General features: G+C 72.6%; 23 protein-coding genes and 1 tRNA gene. 14 read left to right on the top strand and 10 right to left on the bottom strand.

What is annotated here, in order from left to right; genetic code table 11:
• Window positions 1-32: 32 nt before the first annotated feature.
• Window positions 33-284, bottom strand: coding sequence for a WhiB family transcriptional regulator (locus tag AC4OR8_RS17815; protein ID WP_027863177.1), 252 nt, complete (start codon window positions 282-284; stop codon window positions 33-35).
• A 267-nt stretch (window positions 285-551) separates the two neighbouring features.
• Here AC4OR8_RS17815 and AC4OR8_RS17820 point away from each other — a divergent pair, with 267 nt between their 5' ends.
• A complete protein-coding gene (locus AC4OR8_RS17820; protein ID WP_492166946.1) occupies window positions 552-938 on the top strand; it encodes a hypothetical protein in 387 nt (128 codons plus the stop codon).
• A 55-nt stretch (window positions 939-993) separates the two neighbouring features.
• On the opposite strand, the gene AC4OR8_RS17825 is transcribed toward AC4OR8_RS17820, so the two are convergent.
• Both AC4OR8_RS17825 and AC4OR8_RS17830 read right to left on the bottom strand, forming a co-directional pair.
• Entirely contained in the window at window positions 994-2046 is a 1053-nt protein-coding gene (locus AC4OR8_RS17825; RefSeq protein ID WP_492166947.1) for an RNA polymerase sigma factor SigF, read from the bottom strand.
• A 1-nt stretch (window position 2047) separates the two neighbouring features.
• A complete protein-coding gene (locus tag AC4OR8_RS17830) occupies window positions 2048-2467 on the bottom strand; it encodes an anti-sigma factor (protein WP_492166948.1) in 420 nt (139 codons plus the stop codon).
• A 172-nt stretch (window positions 2468-2639) separates the two neighbouring features.
• On the opposite strand from AC4OR8_RS17830, the gene AC4OR8_RS17835 reads away from it, so the two are divergent.
• Window positions 2640-3314: a hypothetical protein gene (locus tag AC4OR8_RS17835; protein WP_492166949.1), complete on the top strand. Its 675-nt coding sequence runs from the start codon at window positions 2640-2642 to the stop codon at window positions 3312-3314.
• Between the two features lie 223 nt (window positions 3315-3537).
• Window positions 3538-3960 (top strand): helix-turn-helix transcriptional regulator, encoded by a 423-nt coding sequence (locus AC4OR8_RS17840; RefSeq protein ID WP_492166950.1) that lies wholly within the window; start codon window positions 3538-3540, stop codon window positions 3958-3960.
• 169 nt (window positions 3961-4129) lie between these two features.
• On the opposite strand, the gene sodN is transcribed toward AC4OR8_RS17840, so the two are convergent.
• Window positions 4130-4531, bottom strand: a complete 402-nt coding sequence (gene sodN, locus AC4OR8_RS17845; RefSeq protein ID WP_492166951.1) for a superoxide dismutase, Ni — start codon at window positions 4529-4531, stop codon at window positions 4130-4132.
• Window positions 4532-4687: 156 nt separating this feature from the next.
• Between sodN and AC4OR8_RS17850 the strand changes: the two genes are divergently transcribed.
• From AC4OR8_RS17850 to AC4OR8_RS17865, 4 genes are all read left to right on the top strand, one after another.
• Window positions 4688-4981 (top strand): S24 family peptidase, encoded by a 294-nt coding sequence (locus AC4OR8_RS17850; RefSeq protein WP_492166952.1) that lies wholly within the window; start codon window positions 4688-4690, stop codon window positions 4979-4981.
• A gap of 203 nt (window positions 4982-5184) precedes the next feature.
• Complete coding sequence (locus AC4OR8_RS17855) at window positions 5185-6387, top strand: NAD(P)-dependent malic enzyme (protein ID WP_492166953.1); 1203 nt, start codon at window positions 5185-5187, stop codon at window positions 6385-6387.
• 65 nt (window positions 6388-6452) lie between these two features.
• The gene (locus AC4OR8_RS17860) at window positions 6453-7421 is read left to right on the top strand and encodes a zinc-binding dehydrogenase (RefSeq protein ID WP_492166954.1); all 969 of its coding nucleotides are present in this window, start codon (window positions 6453-6455) and stop codon (window positions 7419-7421) included.
• Window positions 7422-7425: 4 nt separating this feature from the next.
• A complete protein-coding gene (locus tag AC4OR8_RS17865; RefSeq protein ID WP_492166955.1) occupies window positions 7426-8130 on the top strand; it encodes an SDR family oxidoreductase in 705 nt (234 codons plus the stop codon).
• Between the two features lie 46 nt (window positions 8131-8176).
• Here AC4OR8_RS17865 and AC4OR8_RS17870 read toward each other — a convergent pair whose 3' ends face one another.
• Window positions 8177-8809 carry a TetR family transcriptional regulator gene (locus AC4OR8_RS17870; protein ID WP_492166956.1) on the bottom strand — a complete coding sequence of 211 codons (633 nt, stop codon included), beginning with the start codon at window positions 8807-8809 and terminating at the stop codon, window positions 8177-8179.
• 195 nt (window positions 8810-9004) lie between these two features.
• On the opposite strand from AC4OR8_RS17870, the gene AC4OR8_RS17875 reads away from it, so the two are divergent.
• The 3 genes from AC4OR8_RS17875 to AC4OR8_RS17885 are packed head-to-tail and all read left to right on the top strand — an operon-like array spanning window position 9005 to window position 11617.
• The gene (locus tag AC4OR8_RS17875) at window positions 9005-10096 is read left to right on the top strand and encodes a ferredoxin reductase (RefSeq protein WP_492166957.1); all 1092 of its coding nucleotides are present in this window, start codon (window positions 9005-9007) and stop codon (window positions 10094-10096) included.
• Window positions 10097-10110: 14 nt separating this feature from the next.
• On the top strand, window positions 10111-11349 hold the full coding sequence (locus tag AC4OR8_RS17880) for a fatty acid desaturase family protein (RefSeq protein ID WP_492166958.1): 1239 nt from the start codon (window positions 10111-10113) through the stop codon (window positions 11347-11349).
• 25 nt (window positions 11350-11374) lie between these two features.
• On the top strand, window positions 11375-11617 hold the full coding sequence (locus tag AC4OR8_RS17885) for a hypothetical protein (protein ID WP_492166959.1): 243 nt from the start codon (window positions 11375-11377) through the stop codon (window positions 11615-11617).
• 84 nt (window positions 11618-11701) lie between these two features.
• Here the strand turns inward: AC4OR8_RS17885 and AC4OR8_RS17890 are convergent, their stop codons facing one another.
• The 5 genes from AC4OR8_RS17890 to AC4OR8_RS17910 all read right to left on the bottom strand — a co-directional run bounded on the left by AC4OR8_RS17890 (window position 11702) and on the right by AC4OR8_RS17910 (window position 17064).
• On the bottom strand, window positions 11702-11878 hold the full coding sequence (locus AC4OR8_RS17890; RefSeq protein ID WP_492166960.1) for a DUF6104 family protein: 177 nt from the start codon (window positions 11876-11878) through the stop codon (window positions 11702-11704).
• 210 nt (window positions 11879-12088) lie between these two features.
• Entirely contained in the window at window positions 12089-15907 is a 3819-nt protein-coding gene (locus AC4OR8_RS17895) for a multifunctional oxoglutarate decarboxylase/oxoglutarate dehydrogenase thiamine pyrophosphate-binding subunit/dihydrolipoyllysine-residue succinyltransferase subunit (protein WP_492166961.1), read from the bottom strand.
• Between the two features lie 233 nt (window positions 15908-16140).
• Window positions 16141-16530, bottom strand: coding sequence for an ATP-binding protein (locus AC4OR8_RS17900; RefSeq protein WP_492166962.1), 390 nt, complete (start codon window positions 16528-16530; stop codon window positions 16141-16143).
• Between the two features lie 16 nt (window positions 16531-16546).
• Complete coding sequence (locus AC4OR8_RS17905) at window positions 16547-16897, bottom strand: STAS domain-containing protein (protein WP_492166963.1); 351 nt, start codon at window positions 16895-16897, stop codon at window positions 16547-16549.
• 91 nt (window positions 16898-16988) lie between these two features.
• Window positions 16989-17064, bottom strand: a tRNA-Arg gene (locus AC4OR8_RS17910).
• 132 nt (window positions 17065-17196) lie between these two features.
• On the opposite strand from AC4OR8_RS17910, the gene argS reads away from it, so the two are divergent.
• From argS to thrC, 4 genes are read left to right on the top strand one after another with little or no spacing between them, the layout of a single operon-like run.
• The gene (argS, locus tag AC4OR8_RS17915; protein WP_492166964.1) at window positions 17197-18852 is read left to right on the top strand and encodes an arginine--tRNA ligase; all 1656 of its coding nucleotides are present in this window, start codon (window positions 17197-17199) and stop codon (window positions 18850-18852) included.
• Window positions 18849-20249, top strand: a complete 1401-nt coding sequence (lysA, locus tag AC4OR8_RS17920; protein ID WP_492166965.1) for a diaminopimelate decarboxylase — start codon at window positions 18849-18851, stop codon at window positions 20247-20249. The genes argS and lysA overlap by 4 nt, the downstream gene beginning before the upstream one ends.
• Entirely contained in the window at window positions 20246-21556 is a 1311-nt protein-coding gene (locus AC4OR8_RS17925; RefSeq protein WP_492166966.1) for a homoserine dehydrogenase, read from the top strand. The genes lysA and AC4OR8_RS17925 overlap by 4 nt, the downstream gene beginning before the upstream one ends.
• Entirely contained in the window at window positions 21553-22635 is a 1083-nt protein-coding gene (gene thrC, locus AC4OR8_RS17930) for a threonine synthase (protein WP_492166967.1), read from the top strand. Before AC4OR8_RS17925 ends, thrC begins: the two co-directional genes overlap by 4 nt.

Below are 22635 nucleotides of genomic sequence, written 5' to 3' on the forward strand. Positions count from 1 at the left end.
GGACGGGCGTGCGACCAGCGAGGGGGGAGGCCTCAGGCGGTGCGGACGCGGGCCCGGGCGTTGCGGCGCTTGAGCGCGCGACGCTCGTCCTCGCTCAGGCCGCCCCAGACGCCGTGGTCCTGGCCGGCCTCGAGGGCCCAGGCGAGGCACTGCTCGCGGACGTCGCAGCGACGGCACACCTGCTTGGCCTCCTCGATCTGGAGGATGGCAGGACCGGTGTTGCCGATCGGGAAGAACAGCTCCGGGTCCTCGTCGAGGCATGCTGATCGGTGACGCCAGTCCATCGCTGGGCGATCCCTCTTTTCTGGTACGAAATGTGCAGGCCAGGGGCAACGCAAGCCTGCGGTGCGCCGGTGCGAAGGCACCACGAAACGGACTCGTTCACGAGCGCTCCACCACACTCCCAACAATTGGACCGTTAAACAAGCCAAATCGCTGGTCTCCTGCGTCACAGACGTCGCACGGGTGACGAGCCGACGACCGGCGCGCGGGGCGCCGGTCACCGGCCGCGCGGGGTGGGTGAGGTCGGGGCCAGGGCCTAGGCTCGGGTCGTGAGCGACCGATCCGTGACCCCGCCGCCGCTGGTCGTCGCGGCATCCCTCGCCGCCGTCGAAGGGCTGGTCCTGCTGCTGCTGGCCGCGGCCGAGCTGGCCGACCTCTCGGCGGGGCGCACCACGATGGGCTACACGGTGGCCGGGTTCTTCGCCCTCCTCGGTGCGGCCGTGGTGGCCTGCGCCTGGGGCGTCACCCACGGGCAGGCCTGGACGCGCGGTCCGATCCTGCTGGTGCAGCTGATCGCCCTCGGCCTCGCCTGGAGCTTCCGCGGCACCCCTGGCATCGCGCTGGCGCTGGTGGTCGTGGCCGGCATCGTGCTGGCGGGCATGCTGCACCCCGCCAGCGTGGAGGCCCTGGCCGACGACCCGATGGGCGAGGACTGACCCGTCCGGGCCCCCTGACCCGGGCAGTCGTGACCCGGGGCCGGTCGTGGGCCGGCTACTCGCTCTCCTGCAGCGAGCGGCGCAGGTGCTCGAGGGTGCGGTTGAGCAGCCGTGAGACGTGCATCTGCGAGACGCCGATCTCCTCGGCGATCTGCGACTGGGTCATGTTGCGGAAGAAGCGCAGCAGCAGGATCTTCTTCTCCCGCGCGTCGAGCTGGTCGAGCAGGGGCTTGATCGACTCCCTGATCTCGACGTGCTCCAGGCCCTCGTCCTCCGCGCCGATGGCGTCGAGCATGGAGGCGGCGCCGTCGTCGGAGTCGTCGCTGGCGTCGAGCGACAGCGTCGAGTAGGCGTTGCTCGACTCGATGCCCTCGACGATCTCCTCCACCGAGCAGCCGATGCTGGTGGCCAGCTCGCGCGCGGTGGGGGAGCGACCCAGGCTCTGGGTGAGCTCCGCGGTGGCCGCACCGATCTGCATCCGCAGCTCCTGCAGGCGTCGCGGCACCCGGATCGCCCAGCCCTTGTCGCGGAAGTACCGCTTGATCTCGCCGATGATCGTGGGGGTGGCGTAGGTGGAGAACTCCACGCCGCGGTCGGAGTCGAAGCGGTCGACGGACTTGATCAGCCCGATGGTGCCGACCTGCACCAGGTCCTCGAAGGGCTCGCCGCGGTTGCGGAACCGGCGGGCGCAGTGCTCGACCAGCGGCAGGTGCAGGTGCACCAGGGCGTCCCGCGCCTGGTCGCGCTCGTGCTGTGGGCGGTCCTGGTCGTGGAAGTCGAGGAACAGCTCGGCGCTGCGCCGGCGGGTCGCCTCGACCCCGGCGCGACGGGCGTCGACCACGGGCTCGGCGGTCTCCGCCGCGGCGGGGTCGGACGCCGCCTCGTCGGTCAGGGTCGGGTCGAGGACGGGGTCGCCGAGGACGGGGTCGCCGAGGACGGGGTCGCCGAGCACGGGGTCACCGAGGAGCGGGTCGAGGTCCAGGTCGAGCGTCGCGGTGTCGTCGAGCCCGTCGTCCGCGGCATCGGTGGGGTCGTCGTCCGGCACGGCGGCGTCGGCGCCGACCGGGTCGTGGGGGGAGGAGGTGTCGCCCGAGAGAGGATCGCCCATCTCAGAGGCCGGCTCCGAGCTCGGCCGCGCGCACGGTGAACACGACCGTGAGCGCGTCGGGCGCCACCTGCACGGCGGCCTCGGCGGCCAGGGTGGTCAGCACCTGCCAGGCGAAGCTGTCGCGGTCGGGCTCGGTCGGGGCCAGCGCCTGCACCGACACCGCCACGGTGAGCTCGCCGGGGCGCGGGAAGTAGCGGCCCACCAGGTCGCCGCCCGGGACCGACTCGGGCAGCACCAGGGCGCACGCCTCGCCCACCGCGATCCGCAGGTCCTCGATGTCGTCGATGGTGAAGTCGAGGCGGGCGGCCAGCGCGGCCGTGGTCGTGCGCAGCACCGAGACGTAGACCCCGTCGGCGGGCAGCCGCAGCTCGACCTCCGACCGGTCGCTGCTCGGGTCGGTCGCGGGTGCGGGCTGGGGCATGGGCCGTCCTCGGGTGGGGTCGCAGGGGTGCAGCGCCTCGTGCAGCCGGTCACGCGGAGGCCGACCAGGAGGTGCTACCCCGACCGACACCAGGCAAAACCGGCTGTCGCCACCCTGCCAGGTCCACCCCTCGGGGTGGAGGTGAACCGGGCCGGACGGGACACCGGACGGCATGGACAAGACAGAGTCTCGAACAGGTCACGACGACCACGTGCGTCGTGCCAACCCGCTAGGCGCCTACGTCGCCACCGCAGGAGCGATCATCCTGCTGGTGTCCGTCTGGCTCGACTGGATCACCCTCGGCCCCGGTGACTCCGAGGGCAACGCCTCGAGCGGCTACGAGTCGGACAGCGTCATCCCGCTGCTCGGCTTCCTGGCCATCGGCTTCGCCCTCGCCCTGCTCTACGCCACCAAGCGCGCCGACCGCCGCCAGCACCGCGGCCTCTCGCTGGCCTCGATGGCCGTCGGCCTGGCCTCGCTCATCTGGTCGATCTGCTTCCTCCTCGACCCGATCTCCACGACCCAGTGGGGCGAGAACGTCTCGATCGAGATCGGCCCCTGGATCGCCGCGCTCGGCTCGCTGCTGTGGACCGTGGGCTCGTTCCTGCTGGCCAAGGAGCCCGAGGGCGACGTCGAGCACGACACGCACACCAACGTGGCGCGCCCGACCGAGCGCCACGAGAGCCACACCGAGCACCGCACCGGCACCACCCACACCGGCACCGACCACGTGACCGACCACGGCACCACGGGCACGACCACCCACGGCACCACGGGCACCACGGGTACGACCGGCACCGCAGGCGAGCACCGCAGCCGCGACTTCGGTCCCGGCACCACCCGCTGACGCGCCACCCGCACCTGCACGACCGAGACACCGGACGCCCCGCCCCCTTCCGAGGGGGCGGGGCGTCCGTCGTGCGTGGTCCACGGGTCATGGGTGGGAGGGGTACTAGGACCACCGGACACCTGGCGACCTGGACCCGCCCGGGTCTTGACTGAGGACACGGGCCGACCACCGACCCGAACCGTCCGGAAGGCCCCCCACGCCACGCACCCTCTCGCCTCGCTTGCGCCGCGATCCAGGCGGAGGACGCCCCGCAGGGCGGCATCCTCCAGGTGGAGCCGGAGTCCAGCGGCGACGTCGAGGGCGTGCACACCGGCCGACCCGGGCGACCCGACCCACCACGCCCCCACCGGAGGAGCACCACCATGAAGCAGAGTCCCCGATCCACCCCCGCGCCGCGCGTTCCCTGCTGACGGCCCGCGCGCAGTCGGCCGGTCCGGTCGACCTGACGCCGCGCGAGACCGAGGTGCTGGCGCTGGTCCGCGACGGCCTGGCCAACAAGCAGATCGCCCGGCGCCTCGACATCTCCGAGCGCACCGTCAAGGCCCACCTCACCTCGACGTTCGCCCGGATCGGGGTCCACGACCGCACCCAGGCCGCCCTGTGGGCGGAGCGCAACGGCGTGGGGGACCGGTCACGACCGTGAGCGCGACGCCGTGACCGTCGCTCCCGGGCCTGGTCGGGACGCGGGGTGGCGCGCCGACGGTCCGGAACGCACCGAACGCCGCTCCCGGCCCGGGCTCCGTGAGGAACCCGTGCGGACCGGGGCGGCGTCCAGCGGTCGACCGTGCAGGCCGGAGGCCTGCCGGAGGTGCTCAGGCCTTCTTGGTCTCCCAGAAGATCTCGGCGATCTCGTCGATCTTGGCCAGCAGCTGGTCGGCCACGTCGGCGTCGAGGGTGCCCTTGGCGCCCGAGGCGCCGGCGAGCTTGGTGGCCTCGTTGACCAGCACGTGCAGCTGCGGGTACTTCTCGAAGTGCGGCGGCTTGAAGTAGTCGGTCCACAGCACCCACAGGTGGTGCTTGACCAGCTCGGCGCGCTGCTCCTTGATGAGGACGGCGCGGGTGCGGAAGTCGGGGTCGTCGTTGTCGGCGACCTTGGCGATGATGCCCTTGATCGACTCGGCCTCGATGCGGGCCTGCGCGGGGTCGTAGACGCCGCAGGGCAGGTCGCAGTGGGCGGAGACCTCGACGGTGGGTGCGAACAGTCGCGCGAACATGCGGTTCCTCTCGTGGTGCTCAGTGGTCTGCTGGGCTCGGCTGCGAGACTACTCCGCGTGTCGGGCCGAGCACGAGGTGTCCTCCGCGGGTCCCACCCGGCTGGGTGGGCGTCGCGGCGCCGGGCCGCCGGCCGCCCCCGTCGGTGGGGCGTCGCGGTGGTCACGGGCGCCTCGATGGCGCCCTCGCTGGCTCCCGGCGACCGGCTCTGGGTGGCGTGGGGCGCCCCGGTGCGGGCGGGCGACGTCGTGGTGGCGCGGTTCGCCGACGGCACCCTCGCGGTCAAGCGCGTCCACGAGCGGCGGACGACGCGCGCGGGCGACCCGGGCTGGTGGCTGCTCAGCGACGACCCGTCGGTGGGCATCGACTCGCGCCACCGCGGGCCCGTGCCCGACGACCGGGTGCTCGGGGTGGCCCGGGCCCGGGCCTGGCCGCGCCCGCGCCGCCTCTGACCTGCTCCGCGGGGGCGACGCGGCGGGCACCCGGGCCGCAGCTGTGACGCACGGCATGGCCGGACGTCGGGCCGTGGCGAGGGCGCGCTGTGCCAGACTGGCGCAACAGCCCCGTCGGTCACGACGGCTCCGCGGCACCCCTCGCGTCGAGCCACTCGCCCGGCCCGTAGTCGGCCCCCTTCCTCGTCCCGGAGAGTCCTGTGATGACCGCACCGTCCGAGTCCGCGCCCGCCCAGCCCTCGCACCCGCACGCCGGCGACCCCGTCTTCGACCTCCACGTCGGGGGCAAGATGTCGATCCGGTCGTCGGTCGCCCTGGCCGGTCCCGACGAGCTGTCGCTGGCCTACACCCCCGGCGTGGCCCTGGTGTGCGAGGCCATCGCCGCCGACCCCTCGCTGACCCAGCACTACACGTGGGTGCCGAACACGGTGGCGGTCGTCAGCGACGGCACCGCCGTCCTCGGCCTCGGTGACATCGGCCCCGCCGCCGCGATGCCGGTGATGGAGGGCAAGGCCGTGCTGTTCAAGCAGTTCGGCGACGTCGACGCCGTCCCGATCTGCCTCGACACCACCGACACCGAGGCGATCATCGAGACCGTGGTGCGGCTCGCGCCCAGCTTCGGCGGGATCAACCTCGAGGACATCTCGGCCCCCCGCTGCTTCGAGATCGAGGACCGGCTCAAGGCGCTGCTCGACATCCCCGTCTTCCACGACGACCAGCACGGCACCGCCGTCGTGGTGCTCGCCGCCCTCACCAACGCGCTGCGGCTCACCGGCCGCCAGCCCGGCACCACCCGCGTGGTGATCTCGGGGGCCGGCGCCGCCGGCGTCGCGGTCGCCAAGATCCTGCTCGAGGCCGGCATCACCGACCTCGCCGTCACCGACCGCAAGGGGGTCCTGCACTCCTCGCGCGGCGACCTGACCGACGTCAAGCAGGCGCTCGCCGAGATCACCGCCGACACCACCGGTCGCACCGGTTCGCTGGCCGACGCGCTCGCGGGCGCCGACGTCTACATCGGGGTCTCCGGCGGCACGGTGGCCGAGGAGCACGTCGCCACGATGGCCGACGACGCGATCGTCTTCGGCCTGGCCAACCCCACGCCGGAGGTGCACCCGGAGGTCGCGCGCCGCCACGCCCGCGTCGTGGCCACCGGTCGCTCCGACTTCCCCAACCAGATCAACAACGTGCTGGCCTTCCCCGGCATCTTCCGCGGTGCCTTCGACGCCCACGCGACCGCGATCACCGAGGGCATGAAGCTGGCGGCGGCCCGGGCGCTGGCCGACCTGGTCGGCGACGCGCTCACCGAGGAGTACGTCGTGCCGTCGCCGTTCGACCCCCGCGTCGGACCCGCCGTCGCGTCGGCCGTCGCCGCCGCGGCCCGTGCCGACGGCGTGGCCCGCCGCTGACCTGCCGCCGTACCCGGGTCTGGACCCGGCCCGCGCCGACGCCCCCACGTGGCTAGGTTGGGTGCATGTTCGCCGTCTACGCCGACCGCTTCTCCTCCGACGACCCGCTCTCCGCCCTGACGGTGGGGGAGCGGCCCGACCCCGTGGCCCCCGACGGGTGGACGACGGTGACGGTGCGGGCCGCGTCGCTGAACCACCACGACGTCTGGTCCCTGCGCGGCGTGGGCCTGCGCGAGGAGGCGCTGCCGATGATCCTGGGCTGCGACGCCGCCGGTTCCGACGAGGACGGCAACGAGGTCGTCGTCCACGCCGTGGTCAGCGACCCCGCCTGGCGCGGTGACGAGACCCTCGACCCGAAGCGGTCGCTGCTCTCGGAGAAGCACCAGGGCACCTTCGCCGACAAGGTCGTCGTGCCCCGCAGCAACGTGGTGGCCAAGCCCGCCTCGCTGTCGTTCGAGGAGGCCGCCTGCCTCCCGACCGCCTGGCTCACCGCCTACCGGATGCTGTTCACCCGCGGTGGTCTGGTGGCCGGTGACACGGTGCTGGTGCAGGGCGCCGGCGGCGGGGTGGCCACCGCCGTGATCACCCTGGCGCGCGCGGCCGGCCTGCGCGTGCTGGCCACCAGCCGTGACGAGGCCAAGCGGGCCCGGGCGCTGGAGATCGGTGCCCACGAGGTGTTCGAGTCGGGCGCCCGGCTGCCGGTGAAGGTCGACGCCGTGATGGAGACCGTGGGCAAGGCGACGTGGGGCCACTCGGTGCGGGCGCTGAAGCCCGGCGGGCGCATCGTGGTCTCGGGCACCACCTCGGGTGCCGACCTCGACGACGCCGAGCTCACCCGCATCTTCTTCCTCCAGCTCAGCGTGATCGGCTCCACCATGGGCACCCGCGGCGAGCTGGCCTCGCTGGTCTCGCTGCTCGACGCCACCGGCACCCGGCCCCTGGTCGACCGCGTGCTGCCGATGGAGCAGGCGGCCGAGGGCTTCGCCGCGATGGCCGGCGGCGACGTGTTCGGCAAGATCGTCTTCACCCGGTGACCAGGTGAGCGGACGGCGCACCCACCTGGTCACGGGGGCCGGGTCGGGCATCGGCGCCGAGCTGGCCGACCGGCTGGCCGCACGCGGTGACCGGCTGGTGCTGCTGGCCCGCACCGAGGAGCGGGCGGCCGAGCTGGCCCGCCGACACCCCGGGAGCGACACGCTGGTCGCCGACCTGGCCGACCCGGCCTCGGTGGCCGCCCTGGTGGGCCTGCCCGAGCGGCTCGACGTGGTGCACCACGTCGCCGGCGTCGTCGAGCTGGCCCCGGTGGCCGAGCAGCGCGACGACGCCCTGCGCGAGCAGGTCGACGTCAACCTCGTGTCGCCGGCCGTGCTGACCCGGCTGACGCTGCCTGCGCTGCGCCGCAGCCGGGGCCTCGTGGTCTTCGTCAACTCCTCCGCCGGGCTCAGCGCGTCGGCCTCCTGGTCGGCGTACGCGGCGTCGAAGTGGGGCCTGCGCGGCTTCGCCGACGCGCTGCGGGCCGAGGAGGCCGAGCACGGCGTGCGGGTCTCCACGGTGTTCCCCAGCCGCACCGCCACCCCGATGCAGGAGAAGGTGCACGAGCAGGAGGGACGCACCTACGACGCGGCGCGCTGGATCAGCCCGGCCACGGTGGTCGACACGATCCTGCACGTGGTGGACCTGCCGGGCGACGCGACGGTCCCGGAGGTCGTCGTGCGCCCGGTGGTGGGACGCACCTCCACCTGAGCCCGGCCCGAGAGCCCCACCCGGGCCTCACCTGGGCCGGCGGCGGTCAGGGGCGCGAGGACCAGTTCAGGGCGCCGACGAGCACCATGCGCAGCTGGGTGCGGGCGGTCTCGACGACCTGCTTCTCGGCCGCGGGCCGCCCGGCGGCGTGCAGCGAGTCCTCGGCGAAGGCGACCATCGCGGTGACGATGAGGCCCGACAGCACCCGCAGGTCCTCGGCCGACCAGGCGTCGGTGCCGGACAGGCGGGCCAGGTCGGTGGCCAGCTCGCGCTCGCACAGCTCGATCTCGTGCCGGATCGCGTCGCGCACCTGGGGCGGGCCGGCGGTGCGCTCGCGGGCGATGAACGCGAAGTGGGAGTGCTGACGGTGCACGTGGTCGTCGAGGATGGCGATCGAGCCGTCGACCATCGGCATCCACCCGGGCGGTCCCGCCTCGCCGCCGCGGCGCACGTCGCGCAGCATCTCGCGCAGCGACTCGAACGACTCGTCGACCAGCGCCAGGCCGAGCGCCTCGATGGACTCGAAGTGGCGGTAGAAGCCGGTCGGCACGATGCCGACCTCCTTGGAGACCTGGCGCAGCGACAGCGCGACCAGGCTGCTGTCCTCCAGCAGGGCCAGTGCGGCGTCGAGGATCGCGCGGCGGGTGCGCTCCTTGCGCTCACCCCGGGTCTCGGTCATGGCGTCGATCGTAGGCCCACCGCGCCGACGCAGCCCACTGCGCCGGGTCCGACCTGCCTCGGAGCACACCTGTGCTCGCCGACGTGCGTCGCGATGCGGGGTGGGCGGCGTCACCCGGGGCCCCGGTTGACCCCGAGCGGCCCGCCCGCGAGACTTTGAGTGCACAGACGTTCACCCAATGACGGGAGCACCTCGATGAGCATCGCCGGCACCATCCTCCGGTCCCGCGCCGTCGCAGCCCTCGCGTCGCCGCACGGCGTGGACCGCTACCTCGAGCAGGTCAACCCCATGTGGGCGGCCCACGAGGTGCGCGCCCGCGTCGTGGAGGTGCGTCGGGAGACCGGCGGCGAGCACCCGGTCGCGACCCTGGTCCTCCAGCCGACCAGCAGCTGGCGCGGCCACCGCGCCGGCCAGTACGTGCAGGTCGGTGTCGACCTGCCGGGCGGACGGCGCACCACCCGCTGCTTCTCCCTGTCGTCGGCGGCGTCGCTGCCGGGGGAGCGCGTCAGCATCACCGTGCGCGCCCACGCCGAGGGCCTGGTGTCGCGCCACCTCGTCGAGCACGCCGAGCCCGGCCTGGTGCTGCACCTCGGCCAGGCCGAGGGCGAGTTCGTGATGCACGAGAGCGCGGCCACCCCCACCAACAACCACCTGCTGTTCATCACCGGCGGCTCGGGGATCACACCGGCCATGGCGATGGTGCGCACGCTCCTGCGCGACGGCTACGACGGCCGTGCCAACCGCCGCGTCACGTTCCTGCACTACGCCCGCAGCGCCGAGGACCAGATCTTCGCCGACGAGCTGGCCGAGGTCGCCCGCGGCGACAACCACGTCGACGTCCACCTCGTCCACGAGACCGACGGCGGGCGCTTCAGCGAGGCCGCGCTGCGCGAGCTGGTGCCGGCGTTCCAGGACACCGACACCTGGGCCTGCGGACCGGCCGGGATGATCGAGCTGGTCCAGGCGGCGTACGCCGGCAGCCCGCGGCTGCGCGTGGAGTACTTCAAGCCCCCGATGACCGCCTCCGGCACCGCCGAGGGCGCGGTGTCGTTCGCCCGCTCGGGAAAGCAGGCCGACAACACCGGTGCCTCGCTGCTCGACCAGGCCGAGGCGCTGGGCCTGCGACCCGAGCACGGCTGCCGCATGGGCATCTGCTTCTCCTGCACCACCCGCAAGACCGAGGGCACCGTGCGCAACGTCGTCTCCGGTGTCGAGTCCTCGCGACCCGACGAGGACATCCAGATCTGTGTCTCCGCTCCCATCGGCGACTGCGTCGTCGACCTCTGAGGAAGGACCGCACCATGACCGCCACCCTGAACGAGAACACCCAGACCACCGAGCCCACCGGGCCGACCGGGACGGCCGCCCACGCCGACGAGCCCGTGGTGCCCGGCGACGCCGCCTTCCACCGCCTCACCGCGGCCCAGCTCAAGGACTTCGGCGACGAGATGGACGCCATCCGCCAGCGGGTGCTCGCCTCCCTGGGTGACGAGGACCGCGACTACATCCACCAGGTCGTCAAGGTGCAGCGGGGCTTCGAGGTCGCCGGCCGTGCGCTGTTCTACGTGCCGCCGGCCTGGCCGCTGGCCGTGGCCGCGCTGAGCGTGGCCAAGATCCTCGACAACATGGAGATCGGCCACAACGTCATGCACGGCCAGTACGACTGGATGAACGAGCCCGGCCTGAGCTCGCGCATGTACGAGTGGGACAACGTGTGCCCCAGCGACCAGTGGAAGTACTCGCACAACTACATCCACCACACCTACACCAACATCCTGGGCAAGGACCGTGACATCGGCTACGGGATCCTGCGCATGGACGGCGACCAGAAGTGGCACCCGTACTACCTGGGCAACCCGGTGTACGCCCTGCTGCTCATGGTGTTCTTCGAGTGGGGCGTGGCGATGCACGACCTCGAGGTGGAGAACCTGGTGGCGGGCAAGCGCACGCTGGAGGAGAACAAGAAGCTGTACCCGGGTCTGATGCGCAAGGTGCGCAACCAGGCGCTGAAGGACTACCTGCTCTTCCCCGCGCTGACCGGCCCGCTGTTCCCGCTCACCTTCGCCGGCAACGCCACCGCCAACCTGGTCCGCAACATCTGGGCCTTCAACATCATCTTCTGCGGCCACTTCCCGGCGGGCGTGGCGACGTTCTCCGAGGAGGAGTGCGAGGACGAGTCGCGTGGGCACTGGTACTACCGCCAGCTGCTCGGCTCGGCCAACATCACCGGCGGCCGGCTGTTCCACCTGATGACCGGCAACCTGTCGCACCAGATCGAGCACCACCTGTTCCCCGACATCCCGGCGCGCCGCTACCCGGAGATCGCCGAGGACGTCCAGGAGATCTGCGAGCGCTACGGCATCGACTACAACACCGGGCCGCTCGGCAAACAGCTGGCCAGCGTCGCCGGCAAGATCTGCCGCTACGCGCTGCCCGACTCGCCGTCCGACCTCGTCGCGCTGGTGCCCGGGCCGCTGCGCCGAGGCCTGCGCCGGCTGGGTGGCGGCGCCTCGCAGCCCGAGACGACGCTGGCCGCGTGAGGTCCGCCGCGCCACACTGGGCGGCATGACCGGGCCGATGAAGGACCAGCTGAGCAAGGGCGAGATCCGCAAGGACGCGCTCCAGGGCGCCGTGGAGGCGGCCGCGACGACGGTCGGTGAGGTCACCACGATCCTCACCACCGCCGTCAAGGACGTCGCCGGCGCCCTCGGTGGGCTCGCCACCGAGGTGTTCGAGCTGCGCGACGCAGCCCGCCGCGCCTCGCAGGAGCACCTGCGGGCCGTGCCGGCTCGCGACGACACCGACTGATCCCGACCCACCGCACCCGCGGACGACGCAGGGCCCGGTCCTCACGAGGACCGGGCCCTGCGTCGTGCCGGGTGGACGGTCGACTCAGTCGTCGGGGTCGTCCAGGCGGGCCAGCCAGGTCGCCAGCCGCTCCACCGCCGCCTCGTGCTCGGGGAAGGTGTCGGTGAACTCCTGGAGCCGCTCGGCGAGCCACGCCAGGGTGACCTCCTCGTCACCCCGGCGCCGCTCGAGCTCCTCGATGCCGCGGTCGGTGAAGTACATCGACTCTCCTCCTGCCTGGTCCCCGTCGCGGGGCTCGGCGGTCCTCCATCGTTGCTCAGGTCTCGACACGCGGGTCACGGGTTCGCAGGCTCACCCGTGCCGCTCGCTCGACCACCGACGACCGCTCGTTGCGTGGGTGGCGGCGGTCTCGCCAGCTCGACCGCCGTCACCCACGCGAACGCGCGGTCTCCCAGGGTCGACCGCCGTCACTCACGCGAACGCGCGGTCGAGCAGGTCCTTCTGCTCGGCGGTGTGGCGCTTGACGGTGCCGACCGACGGCGAGGAGGACTCATCGCGGGTGACGCCCTCGACGCGGGCGTCGACGTGCGGCCACACGTTGAGCTGGTAGTGCGGCCACGGGCCCATGTTGCGCGGCTCGTCCTGCACCCACCGCACCTGCTTGAGGTGGGGGAAGCGGGCGATCTCGGCCCGGATCTCCTCCTCGGGGCGGGGGTAGAGCTGCTCCACGCGGGCGATCGCGAACCGCTCCGGGTTCTCCCGCTTCGCGCGGTCGACCATCAGGTCCCAGGTCACCCGGCCCGAGCACAGCAGCAGGGTGTCGACCTTGTCGGGGTCGGCGTCGGCGTCGGTGATGAACGGGCGGAACGTCCCGCTGGTGAACTCCTCCGGCATCGAGGCGGCCTCCTTGCGCTTGAGCATCGACTTCGGCGTGAAGACGATCAGCGGTCGGTGGGTCGCCCCCAGGGCGTGCTGGCGCAGCAGGTGGAAGTACGACGCCGGGGTCGACGGCTGGGCCACGACGAACGCCTCGTCGGCGGCCATCGTCATGAAGCGCTCGATGCGGGCCGAGGAGTGGTCGGGACCCTGGCCCTCGTAGCCGTGGGGGAGCAGCAGCACGACGCCCGACTCCTGGCGCCACTTCGTCTTGCCGGCGCTGATGAACTCGTCGATCACGGTCTGGGCGCCGTTGACGAAGTCGCCGAACTGCGCCTCCCACAGCACCAGCGCCTCGGGACGGGCCACGGAGTAGCCGTACTCGAAGCCGAGCGCGGCGTACTCCGAGAGCAGCGAGTCGTAGAGGTAGAACTTCGCCTGGTCCTCGGTGAGGGCCGACAGCGGCGTCCACTCGTGGGCGTTGACCCGGTCGATGATCGTGCCGAAGCGCGACACGAACGTGCCGCGGCGCGAGTCCTGGCCGGCCAGCCGCACCGGGCGGCCCTCCATCAGCAGCGCGCCGAACGCGAGGATCTCGCCGGTGCCCCAGTCGATGGGGCCCTGGGTGATCGCCTTGGCGCGGCGCTGCAGCTGCGGCATCACCTTGGGGTGCACGGTGAAGCCGTCGGGCGGGGTGACGTAGGCGTCCGAGATCCGCTTGAGCACCTCGAGGGTGACCGCGGTCTGCGTCTCCCCGGCGGGCTTGTCGGGGTAGTCCGGCACGGTGGTCCACTCCGAGGGCTGGCCGGTGGCCTCGCGCACCTCGGTGAAGACCCGCTCGAGCTGCTGCTGGTAGTCGCGCAGGACCTGCTCGGCCTCCTCGATCGTGATGTCGCCACGACCGATCAGCGACTCGGTGTAGAGCTTGCGCACCGAGCGCTTCTGCTCGATCAGGTCGTACATGAGGGGCTGGGTGTACGACGGGTCGTCGCCCTCGTTGTGACCGCGGCGGCGGTAGCAGACGAGGTCGATGACGACGTCCTTGTTGAAGGCCTGGCGGTACTCGAAGGCCAGCCGCGCCACCCGGATGCACGCCTCGGGGTCGTCGCCGTTGACGTGGAAGATCGGCGCCTGCACCATCCGAGCGACGTCGGTGCAGTACAGCGAGGAGCGCGACGAGCCGGGGGAGGTGGTGAACCCGACCTGGTTGTTGACCACCAGGTGGATCGTGCCGCCGGTGCGGTAGCCCCGCAGCTGCGACAGGTTGAGCGTCTCGGCCACCACGCCCTGGCCGGCGAACGCGGCGTCGCCGTGCACCAGCAGCGGCAGCACGGGGTAGGCGGCGCCCTGGTCGAGGACGTCCTGCTTGGCGCGGGCGATGCCCTCGAGCACGGGGTCGACGGCCTCGAGGTGCGAGGGGTTGGCGGCGACCGACACCTTGATCTTCTCGCCGCCGCCGGCCTCGAACTCGCCCTCGGCACCGAGGTGGTACTTCACGTCGCCGGAGCCCTGGACGGTGCGGGGGTCGATGTTGCCCTCGAACTCGCGGAAGATCTGCGAGTAGTTCTTGCCCACGATGTTGGCCAGCACGTTGAGCCGACCGCGGTGGGCCATCCCGATCGCGACCTCGTCGAGGCCCGACTCGGCCGCGGCCTCGCAGATCTCGTCGAGCACCGGGACCGTGGTCTCGCCACCCTCGAGGGAGAACCGCTTCTGCCCGACGAACTTGGTCTGCAGGAACGTCTCGAACGCCTCGGCCTGGTTGAGCTTCAGCAGGATCCGCAGCTGCTCCTCGCGGGGCGTCTTGGTGTGCGGCTGCTCGACGCGCTCCTGGATCCAGCGGCGCTGCTCGGGATCCATGATGTGCATGTACTCGATGCCGGTGGTGCGGCAGTAGGAGTCGCGCAGGATGCCGAGGATCTGGCGCAGCTTCATGAAGCGGCGACCCGAGCCGCCGAACGAGCCGGTGGCGAACTCGCGGTCGAGGTCCCACAGGGTCAGCCCGTGCGACTCCACCTCGAGGTCGGGGTGGCTGCGCTGGCGGTACTCGAGCGGGTCGGTGTCGGCCATCATGTGCCCGCGCACGCGGTAGGCGTGGATGAGCTCGAGGATGCGGGCCTGCTTGCTGATCTCGTCGTCGTGGGACGTCGAGATGTCACGGCCCCAGCGGATCGGCTCGTAGGGGATGCGCAGCGAGCGGAAGATCTCGTCGTAGAAGTCGTCGCCGCCGAGCAGCAGCTGGTGCACCCGCTTGAGGAACTCACCCGACTGCGCGCCCTGGATGACGCGGTGGTCGTAGGTCGAGGTCAGCGTCATGACCTTGCTGATCGCGTTGCGCGCGATCGCGTCGTCGGAGGCGCCCTGCCACTCGGGCGGGTACTCCATCGCGCCGACGCCGATGATGGCGCCCTGGCCCTTCATGAGCCGCGGCACGGAGTGGCTGGTGCCGATGCCGCCGGGGTTGGTCAGCGAGATCGAGGTGCCCTGGAAGTCGGCGACGGTGAGCTTGTTGTCGCGGGCCTTGGCGACGACGTCCTCGTAGGCGGTCCAGAAGCCGGCGAAGTCCATGGTCTCGGCGGCCTTGATCGAGGGCACCAGGAGCTGGCGGCTGCCGTCGGGCTTGGGCACGTCGATGGCCAGGCCGAGGTTGACGTGGGCCGGGGTGATCAGGTTGGGCTTGCCGTCGACGACGTCGAAGCCGACGTTCATCTGCGGCATGGCCTTGACCGCCTGGATCAGCGCGTAGCCGATCAGGTGGGTGAACGAGACCTTGCCGCCGCGGGCGCGGGCGAGGTGGTTGTTGATCACCGTGCGGTTGTCCCACAGCAGCTTCACCGGCACCGAGCGCACCGAGGTGGCGGTCGGCACGGTCAGCGAGGCGTCCATGTTCTGCGCGGTGCGCGCGGGAGCGCCGCGCAGCACGGTGAACGACGGCTCGTCGGAGGCGGCGGCCGGGTCGACCGGGCGCGACTCCTTCGGCACCGGGTTGCTGGTGCCCTTCGCGGTCTCCGCGGCCTTGCCGTCGGGCCGCGGCTTGGCCACGGGAGCAGGCGAGCCGCCGGCCTTGGCGGCAGGCTTGGCGGCGGGCTTCGCGGCAGCCTTCTCGGGCGCGGACGGCGCGGGGGCGGACGTCGCCGCCGGCTCGGCCGAGGTCTTGGCGGGGGCGGGCTTCGCGGCAGCGGGCTTCGAGGCGGCAGTCTTCGCCGGTGCGGGCTGCGCCGCCGCGGCGGACCCGTTGCCGTCGGCGCCGTGGCCGTCGGCGAAGAAGGCGACCCACGTCGGGTCCACGCTTCCTGGGTCGGCCTGGTAGCGCTCGTACATCTCCTCCACCAGCCACTCGTTGGCACCGAAGTCCGCAGGCGGCTCCGTGTGGGTGGTGGACTCAGGAGCGTTGTTGCCAGGGGACTGCGGCACGACTTGCTTCGCCTCTTCCGGGGAGCGCGCGGTGGGTGGTTGCGTGCTCAAGGTTAGTCCCCCCGCCCGACAAAAGCCGAGGGCGGCACCACCTGTCGAACACGGTGTAAGCCGATCGCCCTCCCAGCCCCGCCGCGACGGTGTCGTGGGCCGGGGTGGGCAGGCAGACCGCCGCCCGCTCCCGGCGTGTCGCGACGACCCGGGCAGCGCCTGCCGTCGGGGCGGGGGACCGGTCAGTCGAGGGTGATCTCGGCGCGCACGCTGGTGCCGTGCTCGGCGTCGTGGTCGAAGGACCAGCGCTGGCTGAGGCCCTCGACCATCAGCAGGCCGCGGCCCGAGTCGGAGTCGAGGTCCGGACGGCGCACGACCGGCAGCGAGAGGCCACCGCCGTCGACCACGGTCACCACGAGGTCGTCGCCGACGCGGTCCCACCCCACCTGCAGGGTGGGGCGGGCGCCGCCACGGCCGTGGCGCACGCCGTTGGCGACCAGCTCGCTGACCACGACGCAGGCCGTCTGGACCGTCGGCGGTGCGACGCCGGCCTCCTCGAGCTGCTCGGCGAGGTGGTGGCGGGCCACGGCGACCGAGTCGACGTGGAACGGCAGGGCGAGCTGGGCGTGCACGAGCGGGACCGTCGGGTCAGGCGACGGCACCCGGTGCGCCTGTCGGGTCGGGCTCCTCGTCGTCGGGGGACTCCCGGTAGGGCAGGGCCACGACCGTCAGCATGCGCTGGGCGAGGGTGTCGCGACGGGCGACGAGCTCCACCGAGCCGCCGGCGCGGCGCGCCTGCGACATCGCCTTGGCCAGGACGCCGATGGCGACGCTGGGGAGGTAGTCGACGTCGCTGAGCTCGACCACGACCCGGCCGGTGTAGTCGGCGGAGTGTGCCGCGATCTGGTTGCGGAGCGTCATGACGGCGTACTCGTCGATGCTGCCGCTGACGGCGAGCACCCCGGCGTCGAGGGTGCTGGTGAAAGGTCGCTCCTGCATGCCCTCGACCCTAGTGGCGGCGCGGCCGCCCGGGGGTCCCCCTACCGGGTGGACCTTCGGGCGCGGCGGGACCGCCTGTGAGGCGGTCCGGTGGTGCCCCCGGCAGGATTCGAACCTGCGGCACCTGGTACCGGAAACCAGTGCTCTATCCCCTGAGCTACGGAGGCGTCGCACCGCGAGCGGTGCGGTGGTGAACCCTACAGCCCGGCCCGGGTCGCGCGACAACGGGGCCGCGCTGGGACGGCGGGGCGCCCGAGACCGTGGTCGGCGGCAGCCCGCGACCTCGATACCCTTGCTCGGTGAACCCCGAGCAGCTCTCCACCGCGATCGTCGACGTCCTGACGACCCTCACCGACGAGGGCGCCCTGGCCCTCCCGGACGGCGTCCCGACCAGCGTCACCGTGGAGCGACCCCGGCAGAAGGGCCACGGCGACTACGCCACCAACGTCGCGCTGCAGCTGGCCAAGAAGGCCGGCACCAACCCGCGCGCCCTGGCCGAGCTGGTCGCCGGGCGGCTGAGGCAGGTCGAGGGCATCGGTGACGTCGAGGTCGCCGGCCCGGGGTTCCTCAACATCGCCGTCGAGGCGGGTGCCCAGGGCCGCGTCGCGCTCGACGTCATCGCCGCCGGCGAGCGGTACGGCGCGAACGACGCCTTCGCGGGCGAAAAGATCAACCTGGAGTTCGTCTCCGCCAACCCGACCGGGCCGATCCACATCGGCGGGGTGCGCTGGGCGGCCGTCGGCGACGCGCTCGGCCGCATCTTCGAGAAGACCGGTGCCGCGGTGACGCGGGAGTACTACTTCAACGACCACGGCGCGCAGATCGACCGCTTCAGCCGGTCGCTCCTGGCGAGCGCCAAGGGCGAGCCCGCCCCCGAGGACGGCTACGGCGGCCAGTACGTCCACGAGATCGCCGCCGACGTCGTCGCCGCGCAGCCCCAGGTCGCACAGCTCGCCGACGACCAGGCGCAGGAGGTCTTCCGCGCCGAGGGCGTCGAGATGATGTTCGCCGAGATCAAGCAGAGCCTGCACGACTTCGGGGTCGACTTCGACGTCTACTTCCACGAGGACGACCTGCACCGCAGCGGCGCCGTCGACCGCGCGGTCGCCCGCCTCACCGAGATGGGCAACACCTACGAGTCCGAGGGTGCCCTGTGGCTGCGCACCGAGCAGTACGGGGACGACAAGGACCGGGTGATCATCAAGTCCGACGGGCAGGGTGCCTACATCTCCGGCGACCTGGCCTACTACCTCGACAAGCGTGAGCGGGGGTTCGACCGCTGCCTGATCATGCTCGGCGCCGACCACCACGGCTACGTCGGGCGGATGATGGCGATGTGTGCCGCGTTCGGCGACCAGCCCGGCGAGAACCTCGAGATCCTGATCGGCCAGATGGTCAACCTGGTCAAGGACGGTGAGCCGGTCCGGATGTCCAAGCGCGCCGGCACCGTGATCACCCTCGAGGACCTCGTCGGCGCCATCGGCAAGGACGCCGCCCGCTACGCCCTGGCGCGCTACAGCAGCGACTCCAACATCGACCTCGACCTCGACCTGTGGACCAAGGCCGACAGCGCCAACCCCGTCTACTACGTGCAGTACGTGCACGCCCGGGTCTCCTCGATCCTGCGCAACGCCGCCGCGCTCGGCCTCGAGCCGGGGGAGTCGATGGACCTGCTGACGCACGAGAAGGAGGGCGAGCTGCTGCGGGCGCTCGCCGAGCTGCCGCGGGTCGTCGCCAGCGCAGCGGAGCTGCGTGAGCCCCACCGGGTGGCGCGCTACCTCGAGGACACCGCCGGCACGTACCACCGGTTCTACGACAGCTGCCGGGTGCTGCCCATGGGTGACGAGGAGCCCAACGACCTCCACCGGGCCCGTCTCGCGCTGGTCGCCGCCACCCGGATCGTCTTCGCCAACGGCCTGGCCCTGCTGGGCGTCAGCGCCCCGGAGCGGATGTGAGGGCCCACGAGGCGGGGTGGGCCCACGCCAGCGACGGGGCCCGGGGCCCCGCCTGGCTGCGGGAGCCCGCCGACACCAACGCGCTGGTGGAGCACCTCTGGTCGGCCACGGCCCGCAAGGTCGACGGCGTCCTCGAGGTGGGCGGCGTGGCGCTGCCCGACCTCGTCGCCGAGCACGGCTCGCCGGCGTACGTGCTGGACGAGGCAGACTTCCGGGCCAGGGCGCGCGCGTTCCGCGACGCGTTCGCCGGCTACGACGTCTACTACGCCGGCAAGGCGTTCCTCAGCATCACCGCCGCGCGGTGGATCGCCGAGGAGGGCCTGTGCCTCGACGTGTGCTCCGCCGGCGAGCTGAGCGTCGCCGAGCGTGCGGGGTTCCCGATGGAGCGCGTCGAGCTGCACGGCAACAACAAGAGCGTGCGCGAGCTGCGCCGCGCCGTCGAGCTGGGCCTGGGCCGCATCGTCGTCGACTCCGCCGACGAGATCGAGCGCCTGGCCGCGATCATGGACGCCGAGCACCCCGCGCGGGTGATGGTGCGGGTGACCGCGGGCGTGGAGGCCCACACCCACGAGTACATCGCCACCGCCCACGAGGACCAGAAGTTCGGCTTCTCGATCACCTCGGGCGACGCCCTGGACGCCGTGCGCCGGGTGCTGGCCACGCCCGGCCTGGAGCTGCTGGGGCTGCACTCCCACATCGGCTCCCAGATCTTCGACTCCTCCGGCTTCGAGGTGGCCGCGCGCCGCGTGCTGGCGCTGCACGCCCGCGTCGCCTCCGAGCTGGGGGTCGTCATGCCCCAGATGGACCTCGGCGGCGGCTTCGGCATCGCCTACACGACCCAGGACGACCCTGCGGAGCCGGCGCGGCTCGCGGCCGAGATGACCGCGATCGTGGCCCACGAGTGCCGTGCCCTCGGCGTGGAGCCCCCGCACCTGTCCATCGAGCCGGGCCGGGCGATCGCCGGGCCCGCCATGTGCACCGTCTACGAGGTCGGCACCGTCAAGCGGGTGCACCTCGACGGCGGGGCCGTGCGCACCTACGTGTCGGTCGACGGCGGGATGAGCGACAACATCCGCACCGCCCTGTACGACGCCGACTACTCCTGCACCCTCGCCTCGCGCTCGTCGTCGGCGCCGCCGCTGCTCGGCCGCGTCGTCGGCAAGCACTGCGAGGCCGGTGACATCGTGGTGAAGGACGAGTTCCTGCCCGGCGACGTCGCCCCGGGCGACCTGGTGGCGGTGCCCGGCACCGGTGCCTACTGCCGCTCGATGGCCTCGAACTACAACCACGTGCTGCGCCCGCCGGTGATCGCGGTGCGGGACGGGTCGTCGCGAGTGGTGCTCAGGCGCGAGACTGAGGACGACCTGTTGGCGACCGACGTGGGTGGTGCGGAGTGAAGCGGAGCGACGTGCTCGGCGTGGCCGTGCTCGGCTGCGGGTCGGTGGGCTCGCAGGTGGTGCGCCTGCTGCAGGAGCAGGCCGACGACCTCGCCGCCCGGGTGGGCGCCCGTGTCGAGCTGGTCGGCGTGGCCGTGCGCCGCCTCGACGCAGCGCGCGAGGTGGAGGTGCCCGACGGGCTGCTCACCACCGACGCGGCCGGGCTGGTGGCCCGCGACGACGTCGACCTGGTGGTCGAGGTCATCGGCGGCATCGAGCCCGCGCGCGGACTGATCCTCTCGGCGCTGGAGCACGGTGCGAGCGTGGTCACCGCCAACAAGGCGCTGCTCGCCGAGGACGGGCCCACCCTGTTCGAGGCGGCCGAGAAGGCCGGGCGCGACGTCTACTACGAGGCCGCCGTCGCCGGCGCCATCCCGATCCTGCGGCCCCTGCGCGAGTCGCTGGCCGGCGACACGGTGACCCGGGTGCTCGGCATCGTGAACGGCACCACCAACTTCATCCTCGACAAGATGGACTCCGCCGGCAGCGGCTTCGCCGACGCGCTGCAGGAGGCCCAGGAGCTGGGGTACGCCGAGGCCGACCCCACCGCCGACGTCGAGGGCTTCGACGCCGCCGCCAAGGCCGCGATCCTCGCCTCCCTGGCGTTCCACTCCCGCGTCACCGCCTCCGACGTCTACCGCGAGGGCATCTCGGAGGTGACCGCCGCCGACGTCGCCTCCGCGCGCGAGATGGACAGCGTCGTGAAGCTGCTGGCGATCTGCGAGCTGCGCACCGGCGACGACGGCGAGGAGGCGGTCGCCGTGCGGGTGCACCCCGCGATGATCCCGCGCTCCCACCCGCTGGCGTCGGTGCGCGAGGCCTACAACGCGGTGTTCGTGGAGTCGCAGGCCGCCGGCCAGCTGATGTTCTACGGCCCCGGCGCCGGGGGAGCGCCCACCGCCTCCGCGGTGCTGGGCGACCTGGTCACGGTGGCCCGCAACCGGCTGGCCGCCACCCGCGGGGCGGGGGAGTCGGCGTACGCCGCGCGTGCGGTGCTGTCGATGGGCGAGAGCCGCACCCGCTACCACGTCGCGATCGACGTCGACGACCGCGCCGGCGTGCTCGCCACCGTGGCGCTGGCCTTCGCCGAGCACGGCGTCTCCATCCAGACCGTGCGCCAGGAGGGCCGTGACGACGACGCCCAGCTGGTCGTGGTCTCCCACGAAGCCACCGACGCGCAGCTGGCCGCGACCGTCGACCACCTACGCACCATGGACATCGTGCGTGACGTCACCTCCGTCATGCGCGTCGAAGGAGTCTCCGAGTGACCACCGCGACCCCCGTCCGCAGCCACCAGTGGCGCGGCGTCATCGAGGAGTACCGCCACCTCATCGACATCCCCGCCGACACCCCCGCGGTCACCCTGCGCGAGGGCGGGACGCCGATGGTGCACTCGGAGTGGCTCTCCGGCCTCACCGACGCCGAGGTCCACCTCAAGGTGGAGGGCGACAACCCGACCGGGTCGTTCAAGGACCGTGGGATGACCGCTGCGATCTCGGTGGCCAAGCACCAGGGCGCCGAGGCCGTCGTGTGCGCCTCGACCGGCAACACGTCGGCCTCGATGGCGGCCTACGCCGCCAAGGCCGGCCTGAAGCCGCTGGTGCTCGTGCCGGAGGGCAAGATCGCCGCCGGCAAGATGGCCCAGGCGATCCTGCACGGTGCCCAGGTCATCATGGTGCGCGGCAACTTCGACGACTGCCTGCGCCTGGCTCAGGGCCTGGCCGCCGACTACTCCGTGGCGCTGGTCAACTCCGTCAACCCCGTGCGGCTCGAGGGCCAGAAGACCGCCGCCTTCGAGATCGTCGACTTCCTGGGCGACGCCCCCGACGTGCACCTGCTGCCGGTCGGCAACGCCGGCAACATCTCGGCCTACTGGCTGGGCTACCGGCAGTACGCCGAGCAGGGCGTGGCCACCCGCCGCCCCGTGATGCGGGGGTTCCAGGCCGCCGGGGCCAGCCCGCTGGTGACCGGCACGCCGTTCCCCGACCCGGAGACCAAGGCCACCGCCATCCGCATCGGCAACCCCGCCTCCTGGCACCTCGCAGTCGCCGCGGCGCAGGAGTCGGGCGGCCGCTTCGCCGCGGTGAGCGACGAGCAGATCCTCGCCGCGCAGCGCGAGCTGGCGTGCCGCGACGGGGTGTTCGTGGAGCCGGCCTCGGCTGCCGGCGTCGCCGGGCTGCTCCAGGAGCTGGCGGCCGGCGAGTCGTACGCCGGCCTCCGCATGGTCGTCACCGTCACCGGCCACGGCCTCAAGGACACCGTCACGGCGCTGGAGGGGGTCGGCCCGCTGGTCGACACCGTCGTCGACGCCGACGTGGAGTCGGCGGCCCGCGCCGCCGGTCTCTGA

It is taken from the genome of Nocardioides sp. FY1077 (assembly GCF_058681775.1).

Coding starts and splice junctions, on each gene's coding strand:
- AC4OR8_RS17815 (WP_027863177.1), bottom strand. CDS start 284: ATGGACTGGCGTCACCGATCAGCATGCCTCGACGAGGACCCGGAGCTG.
- AC4OR8_RS17825 (WP_492166947.1), bottom strand. CDS start 2,046: ATGGGCGATCCTCTCTCGGGCGACACCTCCTCCCCCCACGACCCGGTC.
- AC4OR8_RS17830 (WP_492166948.1), bottom strand. CDS start 2,467: ATGCCCCAGCCCGCACCCGCGACCGACCCGAGCAGCGACCGGTCGGAG.
- AC4OR8_RS17835 (WP_492166949.1), top strand. CDS start 2,640: ATGGACAAGACAGAGTCTCGAACAGGTCACGACGACCACGTGCGTCGT.
- sodN (WP_492166951.1), bottom strand. CDS start 4,531: ATGTTCGCGCGACTGTTCGCACCCACCGTCGAGGTCTCCGCCCACTGC.
- AC4OR8_RS17855 (WP_492166953.1), top strand. CDS start 5,185: ATGACCGCACCGTCCGAGTCCGCGCCCGCCCAGCCCTCGCACCCGCAC.
- AC4OR8_RS17860 (WP_492166954.1), top strand. CDS start 6,453: ATGTTCGCCGTCTACGCCGACCGCTTCTCCTCCGACGACCCGCTCTCC.
- AC4OR8_RS17870 (WP_492166956.1), bottom strand. CDS start 8,809: ATGACCGAGACCCGGGGTGAGCGCAAGGAGCGCACCCGCCGCGCGATC.
- AC4OR8_RS17875 (WP_492166957.1), top strand. CDS start 9,005: ATGAGCATCGCCGGCACCATCCTCCGGTCCCGCGCCGTCGCAGCCCTC.
- AC4OR8_RS17880 (WP_492166958.1), top strand. CDS start 10,111: ATGACCGCCACCCTGAACGAGAACACCCAGACCACCGAGCCCACCGGG.
- AC4OR8_RS17885 (WP_492166959.1), top strand. CDS start 11,375: ATGACCGGGCCGATGAAGGACCAGCTGAGCAAGGGCGAGATCCGCAAG.
- AC4OR8_RS17890 (WP_492166960.1), bottom strand. CDS start 11,878: ATGTACTTCACCGACCGCGGCATCGAGGAGCTCGAGCGGCGCCGGGGT.
- AC4OR8_RS17905 (WP_492166963.1), bottom strand. CDS start 16,897: ATGCAGGAGCGACCTTTCACCAGCACCCTCGACGCCGGGGTGCTCGCC.